A 23,777-nucleotide genomic window follows, 5' to 3' on the forward strand; every position below is an offset into this window, starting at 1 on the left:
CGGTCAGGCCGTCGACGGCGGTGACGGTCAGCTCGGCCATGTCGTGCCGGGCGGCCAGGGCGGCCAGCGGGCCGCCGGTCACCTCGGTCACCGTGTACGCGGCCTCCGGCTCCGGCTGGGCGGCGGGGGCGGCAGGGGCGGCGTCGGCGTCCCCGTGGCGTTCCAGCAGGGCGGCCCGCAGCGCCTCGGTGAACTGTCCCACGGTGCCGGCCAGGTCGCCGGAGGCGTCGGCCTCGGCGCGGGGGAACAGCCGGGTGCCGCCGAGGGCGGCGAGCCGGTCGTCGATCAGCGCGGGGACGCGCTGGTAGGTGGCGGCGTAGGTGCGGTCGCCGATGCCGAGCACGGCGTACGTCACCCCGGCCGCCGCGCCGTCGGGCGCCTCCTGGAGCCGGCGGACGAACACGGCGGCGTCGTCGGTCGGCTGTCCGTTGTAGGAGGCGGCGGTGATCACCACGGGCCGGTCGGTGGGCAGGCCGTCCGCGTAGGCGTCCAGCGGGGCGAGGGCGGTGTCGCAGCCGAGGTCGGCCGCGGCCTCGGCGAGCTGCCGGCTGAACTCCCGGCAGGCACCGTAGTTGGAGCCGTGCAGGAACAGCAGGCCGGTGCCCTGGCGGACCCGGCCGGGGCGCTCGGCGGCGGACCCGGCCCGCGCCGCCGGGCCGGTCACCGGCTGGGCCGCCGCCGGGGCGGGCGTGCGCCGGGCCAGTCCGAGGGTGAAGTCGTCGGGCTTGATGGTGAGCGTCTGCTTGATGGTCAGCCGGTAGTCGACGTGGTCGATCAGCCGGTAGCGGTGGACCAGCATGCCGAGCAGCATGGCAGCCTCGTGCAGCGCGAACTGCCGCCCGATGCAGGCGCGTTCGCCGGTGCCGAAGGGCTTGAAGGCGTGCGGGGAGCGGGCCGCCTCGACGTCCGGGTCGAACCGGGCCGGGTCGAACAGCTCCGGGTTGTCGCCCCAGCAGGGGTCGCGGTGCAGCATCGGGGTCGACACGAAGACCGTCTCCCCGGCGCGCAGCGGGATCCGCCCGCCGAGGAGGGTGTCCTCGCGGGCCTCGCGGCTGAAGGCGGGGGCGGTGGGCCACAGCCGCAGCGCCTCGTTGAGCACCTGCCGGGTGTACTTCAGCCGCCCGACGTCCTCGTACGAGGGCTCAGGGTCGGCCTGGTCGCCCCAGAGCGCGTCCACTTCCCGCTGCACCTCGCGCAGCACGGCCGGGTTCTTGACCAGGTAGTACATCGCGAAGGACAGCGCGCCCGAGGTGGTCTCGTGGCCGGCGATCAGGAAGGTGATGACCTGGTTGCGGATGTTCTCGGCGTCCAACCGGGAGCCGTCGGAGGGGCGCACCGCGTCGAGCATCAGACCGAGCAGGTCCTCGGCGGGGCCCCGGTCATCCTCGCCCGCGCGGGCGGCGATCACCTCGTCGACCACGGCGGCCAGGTAGTCGGCGTCGGCCTGAAAGGCGGCGTCGCGCTCGGTGTGGTCGAGGTCCGGGTCACGGGTGAACTTGATCATCGCCCATTCCAGGCAGCGCACCATGGCGTCCACGAAGGGGTGCGGCTCGTCCCGCTCGAAGGAGCCGAAGTCGAAGCCGAACCCGGCCAGCCCGATGGTGTCCAGCGTCATCCGGGTCATGTCGCCGGGCACGTCCACCGGCAGCCCGGCGCGCTCACGGCGGTCCCAGGAGTCCACCAGCCGGCGGGCGACCTTCAGCATCACCGGGTGGTAGGTGCGCATCGAGCCGAGCGCGAACGCGGGCATCAAGATATCGTGCGCCCGGGCCCAGTTGGGCTCCTCGTTGTAGGCGGTGAACAGGCCGTCGCCGGTGAACCGACGGACGTTCTCCAGGCCGGGGCCGATCGACTTGGTGAACCGGGTCTCGTCGGCCAGCTCATCGACCAGCTCCAGGCCGGTGACGATCAGCGTGTCCCGGCCGTGCAGCCGCTGGACGAAGGCCGGGCCGTGCGCTCTGGCCAGTTCCATGGTCCGCAGCATCGGGGCGGCGAGCGGCGGCGCCGAGGAGATGTCGATCAGGGGCACGGTCGCGGCCGCTCCCGCGGTCCCGGCATCGGCCCTCGGGTCGGTGACGGTGTCGGTCATGGTGGTCCCTCCCGCAGCGGAAAAGTTCGGCTCCCCCCACTCTGCGGCTACCGGGAGGGGGAGCCCACCGTGATCACTACATGATTGTGTAGTACCCGGGACATCCGCGGACTTGCCGACGAACCGTCAGCACTGCCTCACGCGTGCGGGTGCCACGGGGAGGGACGAATGGACGTGCGACCGACCGAGGGCTGCGGCCCGGCGCCGGGCAGCCGGCAGGACGCGGCGGTGATCTGGCGCAACCGGGCACTGCGCCTGCTGGACCACGTGCCGCTGCCGATCGCGGTGGTCGAGTTCGGCGGCCGGACCCTGATCGTCAACCGCGCGATGGCGGCCGAGTTCGGGCTGCTGCCGGGTCAACTGCGCAACCGGAAGATCCTGGAGTTCTTCACCCTGCGGGACAGCGACACCCTGCAGGCGCTCGCCGAGGCGGTCCGGATGCACCGCCGCTCGCAGTACCCGGCCCGGGTCTCCTGGACGCCCGTCGACGGTCGCGAACGGCACGGCGAGATGACCGTCGACCTGGTCAGCGACACCCCGGAGCAGACCCCGAACCTGCTGCTCTCGCTGCGCACCGTCGAGGCCCCCCGGGAGGTGCCGGAGCCCGGCCCGCGCACCGAGGTCAGCCCGGTCGAGGTCCGGATCCTCGCCGCCGCGGCCCGGGGCGCCACCACGGCGCAGATCGCCCGGGAGATCGGGATCACCCCGGACGGCGTCAACTACCACCTCGCCCGGCTCTCCCGGCGCTGGCGGGTGCCCAACCGCACCGCCCTGGTCGCCCGCGCCTACGCCACCGGCGTCCTGGCCGCAGGCAGCTGGCCGCCGGCACCCCCGAATGGCTGATGGAGCGTCAAACACGTTGACACCGAAGCGAATCCGGACCACGCGGTCAGGTGACGGCATGCTTCGGCCCCGGCACCCGTGGGCAGCCTGCCCCCGGAGGACGGCTTCTTCGTCTCCGTGTCGCCCGGCCGCGTCGCGGCCGCTTCAGGCGGGCGTGCAGCGCAGCGCCGCCCACAGGTCGAGCCGGTCCTCCAGCTTCAGCAGGCTGCGGCCGGTGAGCTCCTCGATCCGCTTGATCCGGTAGTGCACCGTGTTGACGTGCAGGTGCAGCGCCTCGGCCGTCCTGGACCAGGAGGCGCTGTGCCGGAGGAAGGCGTCCAGGGTGTCCAGCAGGGAGACGGTGTCGGCCCGGTCGTGCTCGATCAGCGGCGCGAGGACCGTACGTCCCGCCGCCGAGCCACGCGTCTCCCGGGCGCCAGGTCCCGCGCTGCCGCGCGTCGCGCAGTTCCACCACCGTGTTCAGGTCCACGTTCCGCCACCGTCCTCGACTGCTCGATTGATCGACACGGCGATTGAAGCAACGCGCCACCGGGCGGAACGAGTGGTCGCCCGCACCATCCCGGGGCGGCCGGACCGGGTGATCGACCAGCGCATGGACATGACGCCGCGTCGGCCGGGACCGCCGACCCCGGCCCCTCGGCGGTCGGGGACCGGCGGTCGGGGACCGGCGGGCGGGGCCGGAGTGGCGGGCAGGGAACGGGGAGCGACGGGCGGGCCCGACGGGAGTGCTCAGTCCTCCGGCTGCCGGACGGCCTCGATGAACCCCGCGACGGAGGAGCGCGACAGCGGCCGGCCGTACGTCTCCGCCAGGTGCTCCAGGAGGGTGATCCCGGTGCTCCAGCCGTGCCGGTCGAGCCACTCGTGGGTGTCTGGGCCGAGCCCGCCGCGCCACAGGTCGGTGATGTGGGCGACCGCCGGGTCGTGCGGGGTGGTGCCGACGTCCCGGCCCTTCTCCAGCAGCAGCCGGCTGCCGGGGGCGGCCAGAGCGGCGACGGCCGTGAGCAGTCCGGCGGCCTCCTCGGGCGTGAGGTAGACCAGCAGGCCCTCGGCCAGCCAGGCCGAGCGCCGCGACGGGTCGAAGCCGGCCGCGACCAGGCGGGCGGGCCAGTCCCGGTCCAGCAGGTCGGCGGGCAGGGTGGTGCGGCCGCTCCTCGGCACGGCGCCGAGTCCGTCGAGGACCTGCTCCTTGAAGTCCAGGACCGGGCCCAGGTCGAGCTCGAACACCCGGGTGCCGGCGGGCCACTCCAGCCGGTAGGCGCGGGTGTCGAGGCCCGCCGCGAGCAGCACGACCTGGTCGGCCCCGGCGGCGAGGAGGCGGTCGTCGTAGAAGCGGGTACGCAGGACGCCCTGTGCGGCCAAGGCCTTGGCGAAGCCGCCGGCCGGGCCGGTGGCGGGCAGCGGGACCTCGGCGGCCGTGACGAAGGCGGTGGCGTACGGGTCGACGAAGAGCGGGTCGGGGCGGGAGCTCTCGTAGGCCCGCACCAGGGCGACGGACAGGGCGGTGCGGGACACCGGGCTGAGCGGTTCGGTGGTCGTCATGTCCGCAATCTACATCGCTACCGATCCATCGGTGAAGATGTATTCTGCCGCCATGGACGGCGTGCAACTCCTCAGACTCGGCAAGCGCTTGACCGAACTCGGCCGCGCGATGATCACCGACCCGGCGTCCGCGCACCTCACCGCCGCGGAGATCGCCGTGATCGCCGACGTGTACCGCCACCCCGCCACCTCCGTCCAGGAGATCCGGGTCCGCACCGGCTTCGCCCAGAGCCACGTCTCCGGCTCCGTCGCCCGGCTGCGCGAGGCCGGCCTGCTCGACGCCACCGCCGACCCGGCCGACGGACGGCGCACCCTGCTGACCGTCTCCGAGCGCGCCCGCACCGCCGTGCGCACCCACGTCGCCCGGCCTGCGGAGCCGGTCATCGCGAAGGCCGTCCCGGACCCGGAACAGGCCCGCCGGGTCACCGAACTGCTCGACGAACTCGCCGTCCTCCTGCTGCCCTGACCGGCGGACCGGCCCGTCGCCGCACCGACCCGTCGCCGCACCGGTCCACCGGCCCGCCGGTCCGCCGGTCCACCCGGCAGAACTTCCACAAGCGCGTCACAAGCGGGCCGGGCCCCTCCCCCACCCGCCCGCGTCCTGGGATCATCCCCGCGGGGCCTCGGGGAGATGCCCGGGGACGCGATCGTGGGGGTTGCGATGGAGACGTGGATGAGGGCCCCGGGGGCACCCGGCGGATCCCGGCCGGACACCGGAGCGGGTGTCCGCGTGCTCGCGCGGGGAGTACTCCTCCTGGCGGGGCTGGCCGTCACCGCCCTCGGCTTCGCCTGGTTCGTCGACACCTACGACCGGACGGTCGCCTACCGGGACGCCCCGGTGTGCGCCACGGCGGCCGCCGCACCGGGCACGGACTGCGTGCGGCACGAGACCGGCAGGGTGACGGCGGCGAGGGCCCTCGACGAGGACGCCCGCGAACTGCGGATCGCGCGCGAGTCCGCGCCCACCGACAGGTACGAGGTCGGCAAGGCCTTCTACGAGGCCGTGGAGATCGGCACGGACGTGGACCTGACGGTCTTCCGGGGCCGGGTCGCCGAGGTCTCCTACCGGGGTCACCGCGCGGCGAACCCGATCCGGCCCTGGCAGACCAGCGTCAAGGTCGCGCTCCTGGTCGCCGCAGGCTCGGCCCTGACCGTCCGCAGCGCGTCCGGGCCGCGCCGGAACGCCCGGCGAGTCATCCTCTCCGGCGCCGGCTGGGTCGCCTTCCTGTCCGCCCTCGGCGGCTTCGCCGTCCTGTCGTCGCAGGGGCCGTTCGTCGTCTCCCTCGGCATCCCCCTCCTCGGCTGGCTGGGCGCGACCGCCATCACCACGCTGATCGCCGTCACGGACGACTGACGCCCGGCCCCGCCCGAGGCCCCGGCTCCGGCCCCCAGCCCCAGCCCCAGCCGGAGTTCCACAACTGGGTGACAAGAAAGCCGAGTTGCTCCCATCGGCGGCCACCTCCCTGGAATCATTCCTGCTGGGCACCGGGGAGGTGCCCGGGCCGCGATCGAGGGGGTTGCAATGAACGCGCGGATCGAGGACGCGAAACCGGTCGGTCGACTCCGGCGGGCCGGCGCCCCGGTCCTCCACGGGCTGGCGCGGGGCCTGCTCCTCCTCACGGGGCTGGCCGTCACCGTCCTCGGCTTCACCCGGTACGTCGACGCGTACGACGGGGTGGGCGCCCCCCGGCACGCCCCGACGTGCGGAACGGCAGCGGCGGCACCGGGTGCGGACTGCCTGCGGCACGAGACCGGCAAGGTGACGGCGGGTCGCGTCGACAACAGCAACGACGCCCCCAGCCACTGGCTGACCGTGGCCCGGGAAACGGCGGGCGAACACGAGTACCCCGTCGGCAAGGCCTTCTACGACGACGTGGAGGTCGGCACGGACGTGGACGTCACGGTCTTCCGGGGCCGGGTCGCCGAGGTCTCCTACCGGGGTCACCGCGCCCGGAACCCGAGCACGCCCTGGCTGGCCTCCACCGAGATCGCCCTCCTGGTCGGCCTGGGATCGGCCCTCACCGCCTACGGCCTGACCCGCGCGCGTCCCGCCACGGAGGCGACGCCCGTCGGCATCGCCGCCTTCATCACCTTCCTGTCGTTCTTCGGCAGCCTCGTCCTCGTGTCGACGCAACTGCCGCTCGCCGTCACCCTGGTCGTCCCCGCCCTCGCCTGGCTGGCCCTGACCGCCGGGAGCACGGCCGCCGCCCGCAACGGCTGACGCACCGAGCGCCCACCGGCCCGAGTTGCACAACTGCGTCACAAGTGGGCCTGATCACTCCCGGCACGGACCGGCTCCCTGGAATCATCCCCGGTGGGCACCGGGGAGGTGCCCGGACCGCGATCGAGGGGGTTGCGATGAACGCGCGGATCGAGGACGCGAAACCACCCGGCCGCCGGCCCCGGGTCACCGGAAGGGTCGTCGCCCGCGCCCTGGCGCGGATCCTGCTCGTGGTGGCGGGCCTGTCCACCGTCGTCGCCGGGTTCGGCTGGTTCCTGGACACCTTCCACGCGGTGGACGCCTACCGCTCCGCACCGCAGTGCGGCACGGCCGCCGCCGCACCGGGCGCGCCCTGCGTGCTCCGCGAGACCGGGAGGGTGACCGCGCGGTCCACCTCCACCAGCGACGACTCCATCTTCTACAACCTGAGCGTCGCCCGGGAGACGGCGCCCACCGGCTCCTTCTCCGTCGGCGAGGCCTTCTACGACGACGCCAGCGTCGGCACCACCGTGGACCTCACGATCTGGAACGGCCGCGTGGTCGAGGTCTCCTGGCACGGGCACCGCGCCCCGACGCGCGACATCCCCGCCCTCGCCGCCCTCAAGCTCGCCGGCCTGATCGGCGCGGCGTCGGCCGTGCTCGTCCACGGGCTGGCCTGGCCCCGTCTGGGGGCGGCGGCGGTGGCGCCGGCGGCCGGCTTCGTGATCGCCGTCTCCGCCTTCCTCGGCAGCGTCATGCTCTTCGCCGCCCAGTGGCCCATGATCATCACCCTGGGCGTCCCCGTTCTCGGCTGGCTGTTCGTGGTCGTCATCGGCACCTCGATCGCGCACGAGATCTGACCCCTTCCCGGTCCGGGGCCGGTCCGCCCCGAACCGGACCTTCACAACTGCGTTACGGCCGAACTGGGTTGCTCGACCGTCGGCCGCCCGTGCTGGAATCATCCCGGGCGCACGGGGCACCGGGGAGGTGCGCCGGGAACACGATCGACGGGGGTGCGATGAAGAAGCGGATCGAGGACGAGGGGCGGTACGGCGGAACCGGGTGGGCCACCGGGCCGGTCGGCCGGTGGCTGGCCCACGGCCTGCTCGTGGCGCTGGGCCTGGCCGTCACCGCCCTCTGCTTCCGGTGGTACGTGGACACCGACCAGGAGGTGAACGCCCACCTCACCGCGCCGACCTGCGGCACGGCGGCCGCCGCACCCGGCGCGGACTGCCTGCGCCACGAGAGCGGGAAGGTGCGGTCCAAGAACGCCCGCGAGAGCAACGACTCCACCATCTGGGAGCTGACGGTGTCCCGGGAGTCCGCGGCCACCGCCACGTACTCCGTCGGCGAGGCGTTCTACGACGACGTGGCGGTCGGCACGGACGTGCAACTGGCGCTCTGGCGGGGCCGGGTGGCCGAGGTCTCCTACCACGGGCACAGCGCCGAGAACCGGAGCCGGCCCTGGCCGGCCCTCCTCGGAGTGGCCCTGCTGGCCGGCCTGGGATCCGCCCTGACCGCCTGCGGCCTGGCCCGGCCGCGCCGGAACGCCGTGGCGGCCTCCGCCGTCGCCTCGGCCACGGCTTCGATCTGGACCGCCGTGTTCGCGTTCTTCGGCGCCTCCGCCCTGCTGTCCGGCCCCGTGCCCTTCGTCATCGCCGTGGGCGTTCCCGCCCTCGGCTGGCTGGCGATGACCGCCTTCACCACGTCGTACACCGCGGCCGCCGACGACTGAGGCGCCCGGTGCCCGGGGCACCGCGGACGGGCCCGGCCTCCGCCGCCCCGGGCACCGGACCGACCGTGCACCGGACCGACCGCGCCGACGGCCCGCGGATCAGCGGTGGGATACTGGACCGGACGATTCCGCGGGTGAGGGGTGACGGATGAGCGGCAGACTGCGGGTGCTGCGGAAGCAGAACCGGCTCAGCCTGGAGGCGCTCGCCGAACAGGTGGGCGTCACCAAGAGCTACCTCTCCAAGGTCGAGCGCGGCCTCAGCGACCCGTCGATCTCGACCGCGCTCAAACTGGCCCACGCCCTCAACGTCGATGTCGGCCGGCTGTTCTCGGACGAGGTGGAGCCCGAACTCGTCACCGTCGTCCGGGCCGGCGAGCGCACCCCGATCGCCGACGGGGCCGGCCCCGGCACCCCGCACTACGAGGGCATCGCGACCGGCCTCAGCGGCAAGCGGATGGTGCCGTTCGTGATGTACCCGCCGACCGACGCGACCGGATCGGCCTACAAGTCCCACGCGGGCGAGGAGTTCCTGTTCGTCCATGCGGGCACGGCGGAGCTGGAGTTCCCCGAGCGGACGGTGCGGCTCGGCCCCGGGGACAGCGTGTACTTCAACTCGGCGCTGCCGCACCGCTGCCGGAGCACCGGCGCGGAGCCGGCCGAGATCCTCGTGGTCATCCACGACGACCCGGCCGGCCCCTCGGAGCGGGTCCCCACCCTGCCCTGACGCACGACGGGACCGCGGGGCCCACAGGCGTCAGGGGTCCACGGCGTCACGGGCCCACCGGGTCACGGGGGGCACGCGCTCACCGGGTCACGGGGGGCACGCGCTCACCGGGTCAGCGGTCCGCGCCCGCCTCGGCGAGCAGTCCGGCCAGTTGCTTCGTCCGCTCCTCGTCCAGCGGCAGCAGCGGGTGCCGGGGCTCCCCGACGTCCAGGCCGCGCAGGGCCAGGCCCGCCTTGACGGTGGTCGGCAGGCCGCCGCCGAGCAGGAACTGCAGCACGGGCAGCTGCCGGTAGAACACCTGGCGGGCCGCGTCCAGGTCGCCGGAACGCACCGCCCGGTACAGCTCCAGGGTGAGCTCCGGGACCACGCAGGGCGCCGCCGTGCACCAGCCGGCCGCGCCGGCCGCGAAGGCCTCCAGCGCCAGCGGGTTGGAGCCGTTGTAGAACGGCAGTGCACCGTCGGAGAGTTGGGCGAGCCGGTGCATCCGCTGGATGTCGCCGCTGCTCTCCTTGACCATGGTGATGTTCTCGACCCGGTCGACCAGTCGGTGCAGCAGCTCCGCCGGGAGGTCCACCCCGGCGGTGGCCGGGTTGTTGTAGACCATCAGCGGGATGCCGATCGCGCCGGCGACCTCCTCGTAGTGCCGGGTGATCTCCCGCTCGTCCAGCCTCCAGTAGGACAGCGGCAGCACCATCACCACGTCCGCGCCGACGTGTTCGGCGTACCTGGCCCGACGGACGGCGCTGCGGGTGGTGAGGTCGGCGATGCCGACGACGGCAGGCACCCGGCCGGCCACGGCGGAGACCGCGGCCTCGGTGACGTCGAACCACTCCCGGTCGTCGAGGTAGGCGCTCTCCCCGGTGGACCCGAGCGGGGCGATCGCGTGGCACCCGGAGGCGATCAACCGGTCGATCAGCTCGGCGAGCCGCCCGAGGTCGGGGCTGCCGTCGGTGCGGGAGAACGGGGTCACCGGGTAGGCGATGATCCCTTCGAGGGCGGTCACGGGCATCTCAGGAGTCCTTCCGGGCTGGGGCGGGGGTGGTCGGGCCCTGGAGGCCGGGCGCGCGGTCCACGGCGTCGCCGTGCCCCGCCCGCAGGGCCCGGCGGGCGTAGTAGGCGAAGGTCGCCTGGCCGCGCTTGGGGGTGGAGATCCAGTCGTGGGCCTCCTGCGCGAGCAGTCCGGGGATCTCCCGGATCTTCCCGGCGGCGCTCGCCAACAGCTGGAGCCGGGCGGCCCGTTCGAAGAGCAGGGCCAGGGTGCAGGCCTCCTCGACCGTCCCGGTGGCGACCAGCTGGCCGTGGTGCGCCAGCAGGAGCGCGCGCTTGTCGCCGAGGGCGGCGGCGATGGTCTCGCCCTCCTCGTTGCCGACCGGGATGCCGGGCCAGTTCTCCAGGAACGCGCAGTCGTCGTACAGCGGGCAGGTGTCCATGTGCGAGACGACCAGCGGGGTCTCCAGCATCGACAGCGCGGAGATGTGCAGCGGGTGGGTGTGGATGATGCAGTTGACGTCCGGTCGGGCCCGGTAGACCCAGCTGTGGAAGCGGTTGGCCGGGTTGGCCATCCCGTCGCCCTCCAGGACGTCGAGGTTCTCGTCCACCAGCAGCAGGTTGGATTCGGTGATCTCGTCGAAGCCGAGTCCCAGACGCTGGGTGTAGTAGGTGCCGGGGCGTTCGGCGCGGGCGGTGATCTGCCCGGCCAGACCGGAGTCGTGTCCGGCGTCGAACAGGATGCGGCAGGTCAGGGCGAGCTTCTGGCGCACCGTCCAGCCGCTGTCGGGGATCGCGGACCGCATCCGGCGGTGGGCGAGTTCCACCAGTTCGGACTTGCCCGCCTCGAACGTGTCGGCCATGCCGTGGTTCTCCTTCACTTCCCGGGGGTGCCGGCCCCGCGAGGCGCCCGACGGCGCGCCTCGGCGAGGACACAATGTTCACCATAGGACACAATGTGTCCTTCGTCGACCGTCGACACCGGTCCTGGCACAACAGCAGGACGGCGGGGCGGCCGGGCAGCAGTGCGGAGCCCTCGGCGGGGTCGCCGAACTCGGCGATGGTGGCGATGGTGGCGACGACGTCGCGGACGAGCCGCTCCGGATCGGCCGGACAGGATCCGACGGTTCGTCAGAATCACTGCCCCGTAGTGGAGTTGACGCAGCAGTCCGGATCGCCAGGACACCCGGTCGACGACACCGAATCCCCCGTACTTCAGCACAGTTGCCGCCCTGACCCCCGGGCGGGGAGCGGTCGGCCGCGGATCCGCGCAGGTGACGGCCCGGGAGCGGAGGCGACTGGTCCGATCGTGCGACGACGGGGGCGCGGCGCCGGTACGGCTCCTCCGGTGCCGGACCGGTCCCCTAACGTGGGGCGCGACGGCTCCGCCCCACGGCTTCGCGCCCGGCGCGGGGGTGGAGACCAGGGCCGGCGTCCATGGCCGCCGCGGCCCGCGCGAGGCCCCGGGGAACATCGGGCCGAGGAGGAACGGTTGCGGGTGGTTTCCCTGGAGACGCAGCGGTCGCACCTGCCACTGCCGGTCCGGCACGGCCACCGCTCCTGGCTGGTGCCCGCGGCGCTGCTCGCCGTCCGGCGGCCCGCCGGGGAGGCACCGCGTTGAGCCCCGCGGCCGGGCCCGGTCCCGCCCGGACCGCCCCGGCCCGGATCCCCCTGGTCGGATCCCCCTGGTCGGACACCCCTGGGAGGCAGCACATGACCGATGCCGTCGTCGTCGGCTCCGGGCCCAACGGCCTGGCCGCCGCCGTCACGCTCGCCGAGCACGGGCTGGCGGTCACCGTGCTGGAAGCCGCCGAGGAGATCGGCGGCGGCGCCCGCAGCGGCGAGACCACCCTGCCCGGCCTGCTGCACGACCACTGCTCGGCGGTGCACCCCTTCGGCGTGGCCTCCCCCCTGCTGCGCTCCCCCGACCTCGCCCGGCACGGCCTGGAATGGCTCTGGCCCGACGTCGACCTGGCCCACCCGCTGGACGGCGGGGACGGGGCCGCCGCCGGGCGCCCGCTCCGCGACAGCGCACGCGCCCTGGGGCCCGACTCCGACGCCTGGCTGCGGGTGTTCGCCCGGCCGAGCAGCCGCTTCGACGACCTGGCCGGGGACGTGCTGCGCCCGCTCCTGCGGGCGCCGCGGCACCCACTGCTGCTCGCCGACTTCGGCCGCCTGGCCGTCCGGCCCGCCACCCGGCTCGCCCGGCGCTGGCGCACCGACCGGGCCAGGGCCCTGTTCGCCGGGGCCGCCGCGCACGCCTTCCAGCCGCTCCACCGGCCGCTGACCTCCGCCGTCGGCCTGCTGCTGCTCGCCGCCGCGCACCACCGCGGCTGGCCGGTCGCGCGCGGCGGCTCCGGCCGGATCACCGCCGCCCTCGCGGCGCGGCTCGCCGAACTCGGCGGGCGCGTCGAGACCGGGCACCCGGTGCGCTCGCTCTCCGGTCTGCCACCGGGCGCGCTCGTCCTGCTGGACGTCGCCCCCGGCGCGGCGGCCGACCTCTGCGGTGACCGGCTGCCCCCGCGGGTACGGCGCGCGTACCGGCGGTGGCGCTACGGGCCGGCCGCCTTCCGGATGGACTTCGCGGTGGCGGACGGCGTCCCGTGGCAGCACCCGGACTGCCGCCGGGCCGGGACCGTCCACCTCGGCGGCACCCTGGAGGAGGTCGCCCACGCCGAACGGGAGACCGCCCGCGGCCGGATGCCCGCACGCCCCTTCGTGCTGGTGGCCCAGCAGTACCTCGCCGACCCGGGCCGCTCACACGGCGACGTCCACCCCGTGTACGCCTACGCCCACGTGCCGCACGGCTACGCCGGGGACGCCTCCGGGGCCGTGCTCACCCAGCTCGAACGCTTCGCCCCCGGATTCCGGGACCGGGTCCTGGCCACGACCACCGTCCCCACCCACCGGCTGCCGCGCCACAACCCCAACCTCGTCGGCGGCGACATCGGCACCGGCGCCAACACCCCCCTGCAGACCGTCCTGCGTCCGCGCCCCGCCCTCGACCCGTACGCCACCGGCATCCCCGGCGTCTATCTCTGCTCCGCCGCCACCCCGCCCGGCGCCGGCGTCCACGGCCTGTGCGGGGTGCACGCGGCGCGGTCGGCCCTCCGGCACCTGGGGATCGCAGCGCTGCGCTGAACAGTCGCTGGACCGAACGGCCGCTGCACCGAACGGCCGCTGCACTGAACGACCGCTCCGCCGAACGGCCGCCCCGGTGCTCGCGGCGGCCACGACACCGAACGGTCATGGCGTGGCTGCGCCGCGCCCGGCGGTGCGTGCGGCAAGCATGGGTCCGGGCCCGTCCCTCTGGTCGGCTGCCCCGGCCGGAGGCCCCGGCCGCCCCCGTCCCCGACGAAAGGCGCCGTGCCGATGGACCGCTCCGCCGGGAACGCCCGCCCGCTCGGCGGCCCGTGGCCGCTCGTCGCGGCCCTCGCCGCGGCGCTGTTCACGGCGCTGGCCGTGCTGCTGGCCACCCGTGGCTGGGCGCCGTTCCCCTTCGAGCGGGCCGCCGTCGACTGGAGCGTCGCCCACCGGCCGTATCCCGCCCGGAGCGCGGCCGTCGCGCTCACCCGGCTCGGCTCGGGCCCGGTGCCCTACCTCCTCGCGCTCACCGCCGGGGCCGTCACCTTCAGGGCCGCCGCCGTGCCGCGGGGCCGGCGCCGCGCCGCCCTGCAGCTGACCGCCCCGGTGCTGTGGCTGATCGCGGGCCAGCTGGTGCGGCTGGGCGTGATGCACGCCTGCGCCCGGCCCCGGCCGCCACAGACGGACTGGGCGACGGACGCGTCCGGGTTCTCCTTCCCCTCCGGCCACTCCTTCACCTCCGCGCTCAGCGCCGGTCTGCTCGCACTGGCCGTGGCCCGGGCCCACCCGGCGGCGGCCCGGGAGGCGACCGCGGGCGCGGTCCTGTTCACCGTCGCGATCGGCCTCAGCCGCGTGTACCTCGGGGTGCACTGGCCGCTGGACGTCCTCGGCGGCTGGCTCCTCGCCCTCTGGTGGCTCGCGGTCGGCGCCGTGGTGCTGCGCCCGCTCCAGCGTGCCGCGCCACCCGTGGCCGCGCCGCCGATGGCCGCGCCGGAGCCCGGCGGTCGGTGAGCGCTCAGACCGGGGGCTGCGGGCGGGTCAGTCCGCGGTCGTAGGCGAAGATCACCGCCTGGACGCGGTCCCGGGCGCCGATCTTGCCCAGCACCCGGCTGACGTGCGTCTTGACGGTCGACTCCGCCAGCACCAGGCGCTGGGCGATCTCGCCGTTGGTCCAGCCCTGGGCGATGGCGACCAGGATCTCCCGTTCGCGGTCGGTGAGCGCTTCCAGCCGGGGGTCGGCGGCGGGCGCCACGCCCGCCGGGCGGACCGGGAGCCGGTGGGCGTAGGCGTCGAGGAGGCGCCGGGTGATGGCCGGGGCGACGACGGCGTCGCCCTCGGCGACGGAGCGGATCCCGGAGAGCAGTTCCTCGGGGCGGGCGTCCTTCAGCAGGAAGCCGCTGGCGCCGGCGCGCAGCGCGGCGTGGGCGTACTCGTCGAGGTCGAAGGTGGTCAGCACGAGGATGCGGGAGCGGCCGCCGCCGGCGACGATCCGGCGGGTCGCCTCGATGCCGTCCATCCCGGGCATCCGGATGTCCATCAGGACGACGTCGGGCCGCAGGTCGGCGGTGAGCCGGACGGCCTCGGTGCCGTGGGCGGCCTCGCCGACGACCTCGGTGTCGGGCTGGCTCTCCAGCAGCATCCGGAAGCCGTAGCGCTGGAGCGGCTGGTCGTCCACGATGAGGACGGTGGTCACGTCGGGCCGCCTGTCGGGTCGGGGGTGAGGTCGAGCACGGCCTCCACGGTCCATCCTGCACCGGGACCGGGGCCCGCCGTGACCGAGCCGCCGTACAGGGCCGCGCGTTCTCGGATGCCCGCGAGGCCGTGGCCCTCGCCGCCCGGGTGCGCGGGTGTGCCGGTGCCGAAGGGCGGGCCGTTGTCCTGGACGCGGACCCGCAACCGGTCGGCGCCGGCGGTCAGGGTGACGTGGGCCCGGGTGTCGGGGCCGGCGTGCTTGAGGGTGTTGGTGAGCGACTCCTGGACGATGCGGTAGGCCATCAGCTGCATGCCGCGGTCGAGGCGGTCGAGGTCGCCGCCGGCCGTGTACACCACCTGCGGTCCGGCGGCGCGGATGCGGGCGCACAGCCCGTCGAGGTCGGCGATGCCCGGCTGCGGCGTGAACTCGGCGGTCTCGTCGCCCTGGTCGCGCAGTACGCCGAGCATGCGGCGCAGTTCGCCGAGGGCCTGGCGGCTGGTGTCGCCGATCAGCAGCAGGGCTTCCCGGCCGCGTTCGGGGGCGGCCTGGGCCGCGTACGCCCCGCCGTCGGCGAGCGTGACGATGACGGACAGGTTGTGGCCGATGATGTCGTGCATCTCGCGGGCCACCCGGGTGCGCTCGGTGGCCGTGGCGAGCCGGCTGCGCTGGTCGCGCTCGATCTCCAGGCGGGCCGCGCGTTCGCGCAGTCCGGCGAGCTGGGCGCGGCGGATGCGGACCGCGATGCCGAGCGCCACGGCCGCCGTCGCGGCGCTGAACAGGAAGAACAGCGCGTCGCCGACAGGCAGCCCGGCGTCCGAGACGGCCGCGGCGACCACGGCGACGGCGCCGACCATGGCCGCACACGACCAGGCCAGGTGCCGCAGCCTGCCGTGCAGGGCCAGGCCGTAGAGCGCCACCAGCAGGGCGACATCAGCGCGCAGGCCGACGTTCATCGACCACTGCAGGACGAACACCGCCATGATCGCGACGAACGCCGCCGCGGGCCGGCGGCGGCGCCACAGCAGCGGGACGACCAGGCCCGCCTGCAGCGCCAGCGTCCCGGGCAGCGGCAGCCGGGTCAGGACGATCCGGTGCTCGCGCGGCCCGCCGTCGCCGTGCCCGGGGAGGAGGTCGGGCAGGCAGAACAGCAGGACGACGGCCGCGACCACGGCGGCGTCCAGCACCCAGGGGTGGTCACGGTCCGCCTGCCGCACCCGCTGGCCGATCCGGGCCAGGCGGGCGAACAGCGGGCCGGACAGGACCTCGGCCCCGGTGGACGGGCCCGTGGAGGTGGCGTACTCGCTCACCGGTGGGACCTCCCTCATCGGTCTGTGCGCTTCACGCTCATCGGTCTGTGCGCTTCACGAACGTGGAGTGCGGCGCCGGTTTGCTCCGGCGCCGCACTCCGAGTGTGTCAGGTGTCCCGCCCGACTCAGGCGTCGGTGCGCAGCAGGCGCAGGGCGGCTCCCGCCAGGGCGAGCACCGTCCAGCCGAGGAAGACGACCAGTCCGGCCGTCGGCGACAGCGTGGTCGCGTCGTGCTGGAGGGCGAACATCGCCTGGCCCGCGTGGCTCGGCAGGTAGGGGGCGATGTGGTCCTGCCAGGAGCTGGGCAGCAGCGCGGTCAGGCCAGGGATCAGCATCAGGGTGGCCACCAGGACGGCGATGCCGCCGGCGACGGAGCGCAGCAGCGCGCCGAGGGCGACGCCGATCACGCCGACCAGGGCGAGGTAGAGCCCGGCCCCGAGCAGGCCGCGCGCGACCCCGGCGTCGGAGAGGGTCATCGCGGCGCGGGTGTCGGAGAGGATCCGGCTGTCGACGAGGAAGGTGGCGAACGCCCCGACGGTGCCGAGCACCAGCGCGATCGCCCCGAACACGAGGGCCTTGGACCACAGCACCGGCAGGCGGCGCGGCACGGCGGCCAGCGTGGAGCGGATCATGCCGGTCGAGTACTCGCCGGCCGCGACCAGCACCCCGAGGACGCCGAGCGCCAGCTGGGCGAAGTTGGTGCCGAACAGGGACAGGCTCAGCGCGCTCGCGGTGGCGAAGTCGCGGTCCATCGGGCGGCCCTCGCTGAGCCGCGACTTGAACTGGGACGCGGCGATCAGGCCGAAGGCGAACAGGAAGAGCAGGGCCAGGCCCAGGGTGATCCAGGTGGAGCGAAGCGACCACAGCTTGGCCCATTCGGAGCGCAGCACCCGCAGCGCGGTCACCTTGTACGGCGGGCGGGCGGGCCGGAGGTCGGCGGGCGCGGACGGGGTCGGGCTCGGTGCGACGGTGCTCATGCCGCGCTCCTCGGGTTCTCGGTGCCGGCGGTGGCCGCGGCGGCGTTGGCGGTGGTGGTGCCGTGGTACTCGACGGCGTCGCGGGTCAGTTCCATGAACGCCTCCTCCAGGGACACCGTCCGGGGGGTGAGCTCGAAGAGGGCGATGCCCTGGTCGGCGGCGGCGAGGCCGATCTCCCGGGCGGTGCGTCCGGTGACCAGGAGCTCCTCCGAGCCGGCCCGGCCGGTGATCTCCACGCCCGGTCCGGCGAGCGCGGAGCGCAGCGCGGCCGGGTCGGCGCTGGCGACCTTGACCGCGTCGCCGCCGGCCTCGCGGACCAGTTCCTGGACGGTGGTGTCGGCCAGCAGCCGGCCCCGTCCGACGATGATCAGGTGGTCGGCGACCAGGGCCATCTCGCTCATCAGGTGGGAGGACACGAAGACGGTCCGGCCCTCGGCGGCGAGCGCGGTCAGCAGGTTGCGGATCCACAGGACGCCCTCGGGGTCGAGGCCGTTGACGGGCTCGTCCAGCATCACGGTGGCCGGGTCGCCCAGCAGGGCCGAGGCGATGCCGAGCCGCTGGCCCATGCCGAGCGAGAACGCCCCGGCGCGCTTGCGGGCCACCGACTGCAGCCCGGTCAGCTCGATGACCTCGTCGACCCGGCGGCGCGGGATGCCGTGGGTGTGGGCCTGGGCCATCAGGTGGTTGAAGGCGGAGCGCCCGGGGTGGATCGACTTGGCCTCCAGCAGTGCCCCGACCTCCTGCAGCGGCGCCGCGTGCTCGGCGTAGCGGCGGCCGTTGACCCGGACCGTGCCGCTGCTGGGGGCGTCGAGTCCGACGATCATCCGCATGGTGGTGGACTTGCCCGCGCCGTTGGGCCCGAGGAAGCCGGTCACCGTACCCGGCCGGACCATGAAGTCCAGCCGGTCCACGGCGGTCTTCTCGCCGTACCGCTTCGTCAGCTGGTGCGCCTCGATCATCGGTCATCCCTGTGCTCCGGGGCCGGTCCGTCCCGGCCGCCCTCACCTTCCACGCTAGGGGCGGGGGCGGCCGGAACCGTGGTACCGGGGGCCGAACATCCGCCCGGCCGTAGTACCGCGGTACCACCGGGCCATGCGACGGCCGGGGCGACGGGCGGCTTCCGTTCAGTCGGCGTCGCTGCGCCGTTCGAGTCGGGTGCCGGTGCGCAGGGTGATCGACATCAGGTCGCTGGGGGCGTCGAGCTCCAGCCGGTGCCAGCGGCCGCGGGGGACGACCACCGCGGTGCCGGCCGCGAGTCGGACCGTCTCCCCGGCCGCGCCGGGCCCGGTGGGGCGGAAGTGGACGCGGACGCCACCGGTGAGGCAGCACACCGCCTCCTCGGCCGCGGGGTGCATCTCCCAGTGGTCGGCGTGGACGTCGGCGTCGGTCTCCACGTGGAAGGTGGCGATCTGCCAGGCGCCGGCGTCGCCGCCGGTCATCCGGCGCTCGGTGGCCCGGACGGCGCCGTCGGGGTGGATGTGCAGGGCCGCGGCGAACAGGTCGACCGGGAGGACCGGGGTCGTGGTCATGAGGGCGTTCCTTCCAGGTGGTTCTCCGCCGGGACGGCGGTGGCGGTGGTGGGCCCGGTGGCGGGGCCGAGCGCGGGGCCGGGCGCGGGACGGTGGCGGGGCAGGACGAGGACCGCGACGACCGCCGCCAGGACGAAGAGGGCGGCGGTGGCCGCGAGCCCGAGGGCGTACCCGTCGTCGAGCGCGCCGGGGTCGGTGGCGGCGCCGGTGCGGTGGGCGGCGACGGTCGCCAGGGCGGCCAGTCCCACGCAGCCGCCGAGCTGGCGCGAGCTGTTGAGCAGACCGGAGGCCAGGCCGGCCTCGTGCGGGGCGATCCCGGTGGTGGCGGCGGCTGCGACCGGCGCGAGGACCAGTCCGGTGCCGATGCTGGTGACCACGGACGGGCCGAGGACGTCGGTGAGGAAGCCGCCGTCGGGACTGATCCGGGCGAACCAGGCCAGGCCCGTGGCGGCCAGCAGGGCTCCGGGGACGAGCGCGGCGCGGGGCGTGCGGGCCGCGGTGATCCGGGTCGCGACGACGGTGCCCGCGACCAGCCCCGCCGAGAAGGGCAGGAACGCGGCGCCGGTGGCGGCGGCGCCCAGGCCGAGCACCAGTTGCAGGTGGAGGGAGACGAAGTAGAAGGCGGTGAACTGCCCGGCGGCGGCCAGGAACACCAGCAGGTTGGCCCCGGCGACCCAGCGGCTGCGCAGCAGGCCGAGGCGTAACAGCGGTACGGGAACGCGGGTTTCGGTGACGACGAAGGCGGCGAGCAGTGCGACGGCGGCGGCCAGCGTCCCGAGGGTGGCGGGCGAGGTCCAGCCCCGGGCCTCGGTGCGGACGACGCCGAACACCAGCAGTCCCACTCCCCCGGTCGCGAGGACGGCGCCGAGCACGTCCGGCCGGTCCCGCCGGGCGGGTCGCCGGTCGGCGGGCCCGGCGGCGGGGAGCAGCGCGAGGGCGCCCGCCACGAAGGGCAGGTTGACCAGCATGACCCAGCGCCAGCCCGCGTACTCGGTGAGCAGTCCGCCCGCGAGGACGCCCAGTGCGCCGCCCGCCGCGTTGGCGGCGCTCCAGACGCCGAGCGCGCGGACCCGCCGGGGGCCTTCGGTGAAGGTGGTGGTGAGCATCGCGAGCGCGGCCGGGGCGGCCGCCGCGGCGCCCAGGCCCTGTCCGGCGCGGGCGGTGACGAGTTGCCAGGGTTCCTGGGCCGCGCCGCCCGCCAGGGAGCAGAGCGCGAAGACGGCAAGGCCCACGACGAGGAGCCGCCGCCGGCCGTACAGGTCGCAGGCGCGGCCGCCGAGCAGCAGCAGCCCGCCGAAGGTGAGCGCGTAGACGTGCACGACCCAGGACAGGTCGAGCGGTGCGAATCCGAGCGCGGTGCGGATCGCGGGCAGGGCGACGTTGACCACCGACATGTCCAGGGCGAAGACGAACTGTGCGACGGTCACCGCCGCCAGCACCGCGCCGGGGCGCCCCCGTGAGTTTTTGTACATGTAAGGAAACTACCCCCGGGCGACCGCCGCTGTCGAGGCCCGGGGGATGATGGGGGCATGCAGCAGCCCTCCGCACCGCGCAAGGCCACCGGCCGGCCCCCCCGGATCTCCCGGGAGGAGGTCGTCGCCACGGCCCGCCGGATCGTGACCGAGGAGGGCGTCGGGAAACTGACCATGCGTCGCCTCGCCACCGAGGTCGGCAGCACGCCGATGGCCCTCTACCACCACGTCCGCAACAAGGAGGAACTGCTCGTCCTGCTGCTGGACGACCACGCCGCCCGGACCCTGCGGCCCGCCGACCTGCCGGACGAACCCCGCGAGCGGGTGGTCTCCGCGGCGGCCGCGATCCACGCGGCGCTCGCCGCCTGCCCGTGGATCGTCGAGGTGCTGACCGCCGACGACCTGATGTCCACCCACGCCCTGTGGTTCGTCGAGCAGATCGTCGACGGCCTGGTCCGCTGCGGACTGCCGCTCGAACGGGCCGTGCGGGGATACCGCGCGATCTGGTACTACACCGCGGGCGAGATCGTCGTCCGGGCGACGGCCACCCGCCGCCGCACCGGGGACGACCGCCCGACCTACCGCGAGCAGGTCTTCGCCGGACTCGACCCGGCCGAGCTGCCCCGCCTGGCCGAGGCCGCGGGCCGCTGGGAACCGCTGACCGCCGCGGACACCTACGAGGACGGACTCCGCTCCCTGGTCGCCGGGCTGGTCGGCGCCGGCTGAACGATTCGCCCTGGGCGGCCACGGCGGCCACGCGGCCCGACGGGTGGGGTTCCGGGGTCAGGTCCTGCCCCACCCCTGGAGGATCCGCTCCGCCGCCCGGACCCGGTCCTCCACCGTGCGCCGGTAGTCGTCCAGCGCCGGGCCGTGGCCCTCGATGTACTGCGTGTCGTAGGCGGACTGCACGGCCCACGAGATGCCGACCAGATTGGTCGACAGCTTGCAGGCGACGTCGTCCACGGCCTGCTTCAGCTCCGCCGCAGAGTGCCGGACGGAGACCAGACCGTCCTGCTCGCGCGTCGTGGGAAGCAGGCCGGTGTCGGCGAGGACGTCCTGCGGAGTCGCGTCCTGGAAGGCTGTTCAGCGCAGGCCGGGCCTGCGGGAAGTGCGGTGGTGCGTGGTGCGGTGGTGCGGTGGTGCGGAGCCGGGACCGCGATCCGGTCCGTCGCCGGTGGTCCCCGGCCCGCATTCAGAAAATCGCATCGCCGAAGCCCTGGCGACCGCGCTCCAGCGATCGTGAACGGAAGCTCCACATCCCGTCCGCCCGGCCACCCGGGGCCTTCGAGCGCTACCACTCCTGACCAGGGGTGATCCATCGCCGGTGCGGCGCCGACCGCGACTCGGGCCGGCGGCCCGCGCACAGGAACGCCCCTCCCCCTCAGGAACCCGCCGCGACCCGCGCCGTCAGCTCCGCCACCAGCCGGGCAGCCAGCGGCACGGGCACCCCGTGCCGGTCGGCCGACCGCAGCAACGCGCCGCCGATCGCGTCCAGCTCCAGCGGCCGACCCGCCTCCGCGTCCCGCTGCATCGACGACTTCGCCTCCGCCGGGAAGGCGTCGTACAGCGCCAGGGTGCGCGCCGGGTCCACGGCCGCGCCGCACGCCCGGCCGACGGCGGCGGCCTCGGCCACGAGCGCCGTCAGCTCCGCGCGGTGCCCGGTCCGGACCGGGCCGATCGGCAGCCCGTACCGGGTGGTGAGCAGCGCGAACGGCGCGAGGAAGGCGAGCTTGCCCCAGAGCACGGTCGGCTCGTCCTCGATCACCCCGGTCCGGACGCCGGCGGCCCCCAGCAGTCCGGCGAGGTCCGCGAGCCGGTCCGGCGGCCCGGCCAGGTCGATCTCGACGAAGGGGCTGCCGTGCTCGACCCTCCCGGGGGCGACCCTGGTCGACTCGACCCGCACCACGCCCGGGACGACCCGCTCCGCGCCGAACCGCCGGCGCAGCCCGTCCGCGTGCTCGACGCCGTTGAGCAGCGGCACGACCAGGCCGTCCGCGACCATGTCGGGGGTGATCCGGGTACAAGCCTGCGGCAGTGCGGTCTGCTTGACGGTCACCAGGCAGAGGTCGACGGGCTCGCGCAGTTCGGTGCACGCCTCGACCGGGGCGGTGAACTCCCCGAACCGGGCGCTGCGGACGTGGATTCCGTCCCGTCGGAGGACGCGTACGGTCGGCTCGCCCGCCAGGCAGATCACCCGGTGACCGGCGCGGGACAGCATCGCGGCCAGCAGGCCGCCGACGCCGCCGGGGCCGAGCACCGCCACCGTCCGGCGGCGGCCGGCACCGGACGCCCCGGCGGAAGCACCACGGCTCCCGCCGGGCGGAACGGACACGGCGGGTGGAGCAGGGGGGAGGGACGGAAGGGACGGTACGGACACGGTGGTTTCCTCTCGGCACGTCATGGGTCGGCACCGCGCGACCTCGCCGTGCGGAGGGATCCGCCGCGAGGCCGGGCCGGTTGCCGCCCGGGCCCTGCAGCGATGATCGAATCCCCCGACACCCAAGTCAATCCTGGAGATTCCTCGGGATGACCCAAGCAATTACTTGGGTCTCCCCCTGGACTGTCACCGGTCACCCCGATAATGCGGGGCGGTTGCTCGCCGTCGTACCGCAGACTCGAACCGAGCACTTACAGACCGGAGGATGGTTTTCATGGTTGACCGGCCGTTGACGCTGATGGCGGTGCACGCCCACCCCGACGACGAGGCCAGCGGAACAGGAGGTGTCCTCGCGCGGTACGCGGCGGAGGGCATCCGTACGGTCCTCGTCACGTGTACCGACGGCGGCTGCGGCGACGGACCGGGAGGTGTCAAGCCGGGCGACCCCGGGCACGACCCGGCCGCCGTCGCCGCGATGCGCCGTCAGGAACTCGAAGCCAGCTGCGAGGTCCTGAAGGTCAGCCACCTCGAACTGCTGGAGTACGCCGACTCCGGGATGATGGGCTGGGCGACCAACGAGGCCCCCGGCTCCTTCTGGCAGACCCCGGTCGAGGAGGGCGCTGCCCGGCTCGCCGAACTGATGCGCCGGTACCAGCCCGACGTCGTCGTCACCTACGACGAGAACGGGTTCTACGGCCACCCCGACCACATCCAGGCGCACCGCATCACGATGGCGGCGCTGGAACTGACCGAAACGGCGCCCAAGGTGTACTGGACCACGGCGCCGCACACGATGATGAAGCGGTTCGGGGAGGTCATGCGCGAGCTCGGCGCGGACTGGGAGGAGCCGGACTCGGCGGAGGCCGCCGAGATGCCCGAGATCGGCCTCCCCGACGAGGAGATCAGCACCTGGGTGGACACCACCGCGTTCGGCGACCAGAAGTTCGACGCCCTGGCCGCGCACGCCAGCCAGGGCGAGAACATCTTCTTCCTGCGGATGGGCAAGGAACGGTTCAACGACCTGTGGGGCGTGGAGACCTTCCTCCGGGTCCGGGACACCACCGGCGCGGCCCTGCCCGAGAACGACCTCTTCGCCGGACTGCGCTGACCTCGGCGACCCCGCCGGGCCCGGGGGCGCCCCCGGGCCGCGCCCACCTGCGCGAGAAGACACCACAGAACACGCGGGCCCCCGCGCAATAAAGGAAGAGCAGACGTCTGCTC

General features: G+C 74.6%; 25 protein-coding genes. 12 read left to right on the top strand and 13 right to left on the bottom strand.

What is annotated here, in order from left to right:
- Positions 1-2,089 (bottom strand): cytochrome P450 (locus AB0D10_RS43790; protein WP_360267896.1); only part of this gene is annotated, 2,089 nt, incomplete at its 3' end.
- Positions 2,090-2,257: 168 nt separating this feature from the next.
- Between AB0D10_RS43790 and AB0D10_RS43795 the strand changes: the two genes are divergently transcribed.
- The gene (locus AB0D10_RS43795; protein WP_360267899.1) at positions 2,258-2,932 is read left to right on the top strand and encodes a LuxR C-terminal-related transcriptional regulator; all 675 of its coding nucleotides are present in this window, start codon (positions 2,258-2,260) and stop codon (positions 2,930-2,932) included.
- A 144-nt stretch (positions 2,933-3,076) separates the two neighbouring features.
- Here the strand turns inward: AB0D10_RS43795 and AB0D10_RS43800 are convergent, their stop codons facing one another.
- Both AB0D10_RS43800 and AB0D10_RS43805 read right to left on the bottom strand, forming a co-directional pair.
- The gene (locus AB0D10_RS43800) at positions 3,077-3,298 is read right to left on the bottom strand and encodes a helix-turn-helix domain-containing protein (RefSeq protein ID WP_360267963.1); all 222 of its coding nucleotides are present in this window, start codon (positions 3,296-3,298) and stop codon (positions 3,077-3,079) included.
- A 363-nt stretch (positions 3,299-3,661) separates the two neighbouring features.
- On the bottom strand, positions 3,662-4,471 hold the full coding sequence (locus AB0D10_RS43805; RefSeq protein ID WP_360267902.1) for an SAM-dependent methyltransferase: 810 nt from the start codon (positions 4,469-4,471) through the stop codon (positions 3,662-3,664).
- Between AB0D10_RS43805 and AB0D10_RS43810 the strand changes: the two genes are divergently transcribed.
- The 6 genes from AB0D10_RS43810 to AB0D10_RS43835 all read left to right on the top strand — a co-directional run bounded on the left by AB0D10_RS43810 (position 4,470) and on the right by AB0D10_RS43835 (position 9,130).
- A complete protein-coding gene (locus AB0D10_RS43810; protein ID WP_360267905.1) occupies positions 4,470-4,937 on the top strand; it encodes a helix-turn-helix domain-containing protein in 468 nt (155 codons plus the stop codon). The two genes, AB0D10_RS43805 and AB0D10_RS43810, sit on opposite strands and share 2 nt — an antisense overlap.
- 264 nt (positions 4,938-5,201) lie before the next feature.
- The gene (locus AB0D10_RS43815) at positions 5,202-5,825 is read left to right on the top strand and encodes a hypothetical protein (protein ID WP_360267907.1); all 624 of its coding nucleotides are present in this window, start codon (positions 5,202-5,204) and stop codon (positions 5,823-5,825) included.
- A gap of 168 nt (positions 5,826-5,993) precedes the next feature.
- Positions 5,994-6,692, top strand: coding sequence for a hypothetical protein (locus AB0D10_RS43820; RefSeq protein WP_360267909.1), 699 nt, complete (start codon positions 5,994-5,996; stop codon positions 6,690-6,692).
- Positions 6,693-6,829: 137 nt separating this feature from the next.
- Entirely contained in the window at positions 6,830-7,531 is a 702-nt protein-coding gene (locus AB0D10_RS43825; RefSeq protein ID WP_360267911.1) for a hypothetical protein, read from the top strand.
- 158 nt (positions 7,532-7,689) lie between these two features.
- Entirely contained in the window at positions 7,690-8,406 is a 717-nt protein-coding gene (locus tag AB0D10_RS43830; RefSeq protein WP_360267913.1) for a hypothetical protein, read from the top strand.
- A 148-nt stretch (positions 8,407-8,554) separates the two neighbouring features.
- Complete coding sequence (locus AB0D10_RS43835) at positions 8,555-9,130, top strand: XRE family transcriptional regulator (protein ID WP_360267915.1); 576 nt, start codon at positions 8,555-8,557, stop codon at positions 9,128-9,130.
- Between the two features lie 112 nt (positions 9,131-9,242).
- Here AB0D10_RS43835 and AB0D10_RS43840 read toward each other — a convergent pair whose 3' ends face one another.
- Together AB0D10_RS43840 and AB0D10_RS43845 are read right to left on the bottom strand one after the other, a co-directional pair.
- The gene (locus tag AB0D10_RS43840) at positions 9,243-10,139 is read right to left on the bottom strand and encodes a dihydrodipicolinate synthase family protein (RefSeq protein ID WP_360267918.1); all 897 of its coding nucleotides are present in this window, start codon (positions 10,137-10,139) and stop codon (positions 9,243-9,245) included.
- A gap of 1 nt (position 10,140) precedes the next feature.
- On the bottom strand, positions 10,141-10,980 hold the full coding sequence (locus tag AB0D10_RS43845) for an aldolase (RefSeq protein WP_360267921.1): 840 nt from the start codon (positions 10,978-10,980) through the stop codon (positions 10,141-10,143).
- Positions 10,981-11,609: 629 nt separating this feature from the next.
- Here AB0D10_RS43845 and AB0D10_RS43850 point away from each other — a divergent pair.
- From AB0D10_RS43850 to AB0D10_RS43860, 3 genes are all read left to right on the top strand, one after another.
- Positions 11,610-11,738, top strand: a complete 129-nt coding sequence (locus AB0D10_RS43850) for a hypothetical protein (RefSeq protein WP_360267924.1) — start codon at positions 11,610-11,612, stop codon at positions 11,736-11,738.
- Positions 11,739-11,830: 92 nt separating this feature from the next.
- The gene (locus AB0D10_RS43855) at positions 11,831-13,258 is read left to right on the top strand and encodes an NAD(P)/FAD-dependent oxidoreductase (protein ID WP_360267927.1); all 1,428 of its coding nucleotides are present in this window, start codon (positions 11,831-11,833) and stop codon (positions 13,256-13,258) included.
- Between the two features lie 231 nt (positions 13,259-13,489).
- A complete protein-coding gene (locus tag AB0D10_RS43860) occupies positions 13,490-14,212 on the top strand; it encodes a phosphatase PAP2 family protein (protein WP_360267930.1) in 723 nt (240 codons plus the stop codon).
- Positions 14,213-14,216: 4 nt separating this feature from the next.
- Here the strand turns inward: AB0D10_RS43860 and AB0D10_RS43865 are convergent, their stop codons facing one another.
- The 6 genes from AB0D10_RS43865 to AB0D10_RS43890 form a co-directional block, all read right to left on the bottom strand.
- Complete coding sequence (locus AB0D10_RS43865) at positions 14,217-14,894, bottom strand: response regulator transcription factor (protein WP_360267933.1); 678 nt, start codon at positions 14,892-14,894, stop codon at positions 14,217-14,219.
- Entirely contained in the window at positions 14,891-16,201 is a 1,311-nt protein-coding gene (locus tag AB0D10_RS43870; protein ID WP_360267936.1) for a sensor histidine kinase, read from the bottom strand. Before AB0D10_RS43870 ends, AB0D10_RS43865 begins: the two co-directional genes overlap by 4 nt.
- 125 nt (positions 16,202-16,326) lie before the next feature.
- Positions 16,327-17,178: an ABC transporter permease gene (locus tag AB0D10_RS43875; RefSeq protein ID WP_360267939.1), complete on the bottom strand. Its 852-nt coding sequence runs from the start codon at positions 17,176-17,178 to the stop codon at positions 16,327-16,329.
- Complete coding sequence (locus tag AB0D10_RS43880) at positions 17,175-18,137, bottom strand: ATP-binding cassette domain-containing protein (protein WP_360267942.1); 963 nt, start codon at positions 18,135-18,137, stop codon at positions 17,175-17,177. The genes AB0D10_RS43875 and AB0D10_RS43880 overlap by 4 nt, the downstream gene beginning before the upstream one ends.
- 165 nt (positions 18,138-18,302) lie before the next feature.
- Positions 18,303-18,707, bottom strand: coding sequence for a cupin domain-containing protein (locus AB0D10_RS43885; RefSeq protein WP_360267945.1), 405 nt, complete (start codon positions 18,705-18,707; stop codon positions 18,303-18,305).
- Positions 18,704-20,179, bottom strand: a complete 1,476-nt coding sequence (locus tag AB0D10_RS43890) for an MFS transporter (protein ID WP_360267948.1) — start codon at positions 20,177-20,179, stop codon at positions 18,704-18,706. The genes AB0D10_RS43885 and AB0D10_RS43890 overlap by 4 nt, the downstream gene beginning before the upstream one ends.
- 57 nt (positions 20,180-20,236) lie before the next feature.
- Between AB0D10_RS43890 and AB0D10_RS43895 the strand changes: the two genes are divergently transcribed.
- The gene (locus tag AB0D10_RS43895; RefSeq protein WP_360267951.1) at positions 20,237-20,905 is read left to right on the top strand and encodes a TetR/AcrR family transcriptional regulator; all 669 of its coding nucleotides are present in this window, start codon (positions 20,237-20,239) and stop codon (positions 20,903-20,905) included.
- Positions 20,906-20,962: 57 nt separating this feature from the next.
- Here the strand turns inward: AB0D10_RS43895 and AB0D10_RS43900 are convergent, their stop codons facing one another.
- On the bottom strand, positions 20,963-21,142 hold the full coding sequence (locus AB0D10_RS43900) for a hypothetical protein (protein ID WP_360267954.1): 180 nt from the start codon (positions 21,140-21,142) through the stop codon (positions 20,963-20,965).
- A 418-nt stretch (positions 21,143-21,560) separates the two neighbouring features.
- Positions 21,561-22,436 carry a 2-dehydropantoate 2-reductase gene (locus AB0D10_RS43905; RefSeq protein ID WP_360267957.1) on the bottom strand — a complete coding sequence of 292 codons (876 nt, stop codon included), beginning with the start codon at positions 22,434-22,436 and terminating at the stop codon, positions 21,561-21,563.
- A 394-nt stretch (positions 22,437-22,830) separates the two neighbouring features.
- Between AB0D10_RS43905 and AB0D10_RS43910 the strand changes: the two genes are divergently transcribed.
- On the top strand, positions 22,831-23,664 hold the full coding sequence (locus tag AB0D10_RS43910; RefSeq protein WP_360267960.1) for a PIG-L family deacetylase: 834 nt from the start codon (positions 22,831-22,833) through the stop codon (positions 23,662-23,664).
- Positions 23,665-23,777: the final 113 nt, after the last annotated feature.

The sequence above is a fragment of the Kitasatospora sp. NPDC048545 genome (genome assembly GCF_040651155.1).
GTDB lineage: Bacteria > Actinomycetota > Actinomycetes > Streptomycetales > Streptomycetaceae > Kitasatospora.

What these genes read in the sequence shown, in the direction of transcription:
- AB0D10_RS43795 (WP_360267899.1), top strand. Translation starts at nt 2,258, where the DNA reads ATGGACGTGCGACCGACCGAGGGCTGCGGCCCGGCGCCGGGCAGCCGG.
- AB0D10_RS43810 (WP_360267905.1), top strand. Translation starts at nt 4,470, where the DNA reads ATGTCCGCAATCTACATCGCTACCGATCCATCGGTGAAGATGTATTCT.
- AB0D10_RS43805 (WP_360267902.1), bottom strand. Translation starts at nt 4,471, where the DNA reads ATGACGACCACCGAACCGCTCAGCCCGGTGTCCCGCACCGCCCTGTCC.
- AB0D10_RS43820 (WP_360267909.1), top strand. Translation starts at nt 5,994, where the DNA reads ATGAACGCGCGGATCGAGGACGCGAAACCGGTCGGTCGACTCCGGCGG.
- AB0D10_RS43825 (WP_360267911.1), top strand. Translation starts at nt 6,830, where the DNA reads ATGAACGCGCGGATCGAGGACGCGAAACCACCCGGCCGCCGGCCCCGG.
- AB0D10_RS43830 (WP_360267913.1), top strand. Translation starts at nt 7,690, where the DNA reads ATGAAGAAGCGGATCGAGGACGAGGGGCGGTACGGCGGAACCGGGTGG.
- AB0D10_RS43835 (WP_360267915.1), top strand. Translation starts at nt 8,555, where the DNA reads ATGAGCGGCAGACTGCGGGTGCTGCGGAAGCAGAACCGGCTCAGCCTG.
- AB0D10_RS43840 (WP_360267918.1), bottom strand. Translation starts at nt 10,139, where the DNA reads ATGCCCGTGACCGCCCTCGAAGGGATCATCGCCTACCCGGTGACCCCG.
- AB0D10_RS43845 (WP_360267921.1), bottom strand. Translation starts at nt 10,980, where the DNA reads ATGGCCGACACGTTCGAGGCGGGCAAGTCCGAACTGGTGGAACTCGCC.
- AB0D10_RS43855 (WP_360267927.1), top strand. Translation starts at nt 11,831, where the DNA reads ATGACCGATGCCGTCGTCGTCGGCTCCGGGCCCAACGGCCTGGCCGCC.
- AB0D10_RS43860 (WP_360267930.1), top strand. Translation starts at nt 13,490, where the DNA reads ATGGACCGCTCCGCCGGGAACGCCCGCCCGCTCGGCGGCCCGTGGCCG.
- AB0D10_RS43875 (WP_360267939.1), bottom strand. Translation starts at nt 17,178, where the DNA reads ATGAGCACCGTCGCACCGAGCCCGACCCCGTCCGCGCCCGCCGACCTC.
- AB0D10_RS43880 (WP_360267942.1), bottom strand. Translation starts at nt 18,137, where the DNA reads ATGATCGAGGCGCACCAGCTGACGAAGCGGTACGGCGAGAAGACCGCC.
- AB0D10_RS43885 (WP_360267945.1), bottom strand. Translation starts at nt 18,707, where the DNA reads ATGACCACGACCCCGGTCCTCCCGGTCGACCTGTTCGCCGCGGCCCTG.
- AB0D10_RS43890 (WP_360267948.1), bottom strand. Translation starts at nt 20,179, where the DNA reads ATGTACAAAAACTCACGGGGGCGCCCCGGCGCGGTGCTGGCGGCGGTG.
- AB0D10_RS43895 (WP_360267951.1), top strand. Translation starts at nt 20,237, where the DNA reads ATGCAGCAGCCCTCCGCACCGCGCAAGGCCACCGGCCGGCCCCCCCGG.
- AB0D10_RS43910 (WP_360267960.1), top strand. Translation starts at nt 22,831, where the DNA reads ATGGTTGACCGGCCGTTGACGCTGATGGCGGTGCACGCCCACCCCGAC.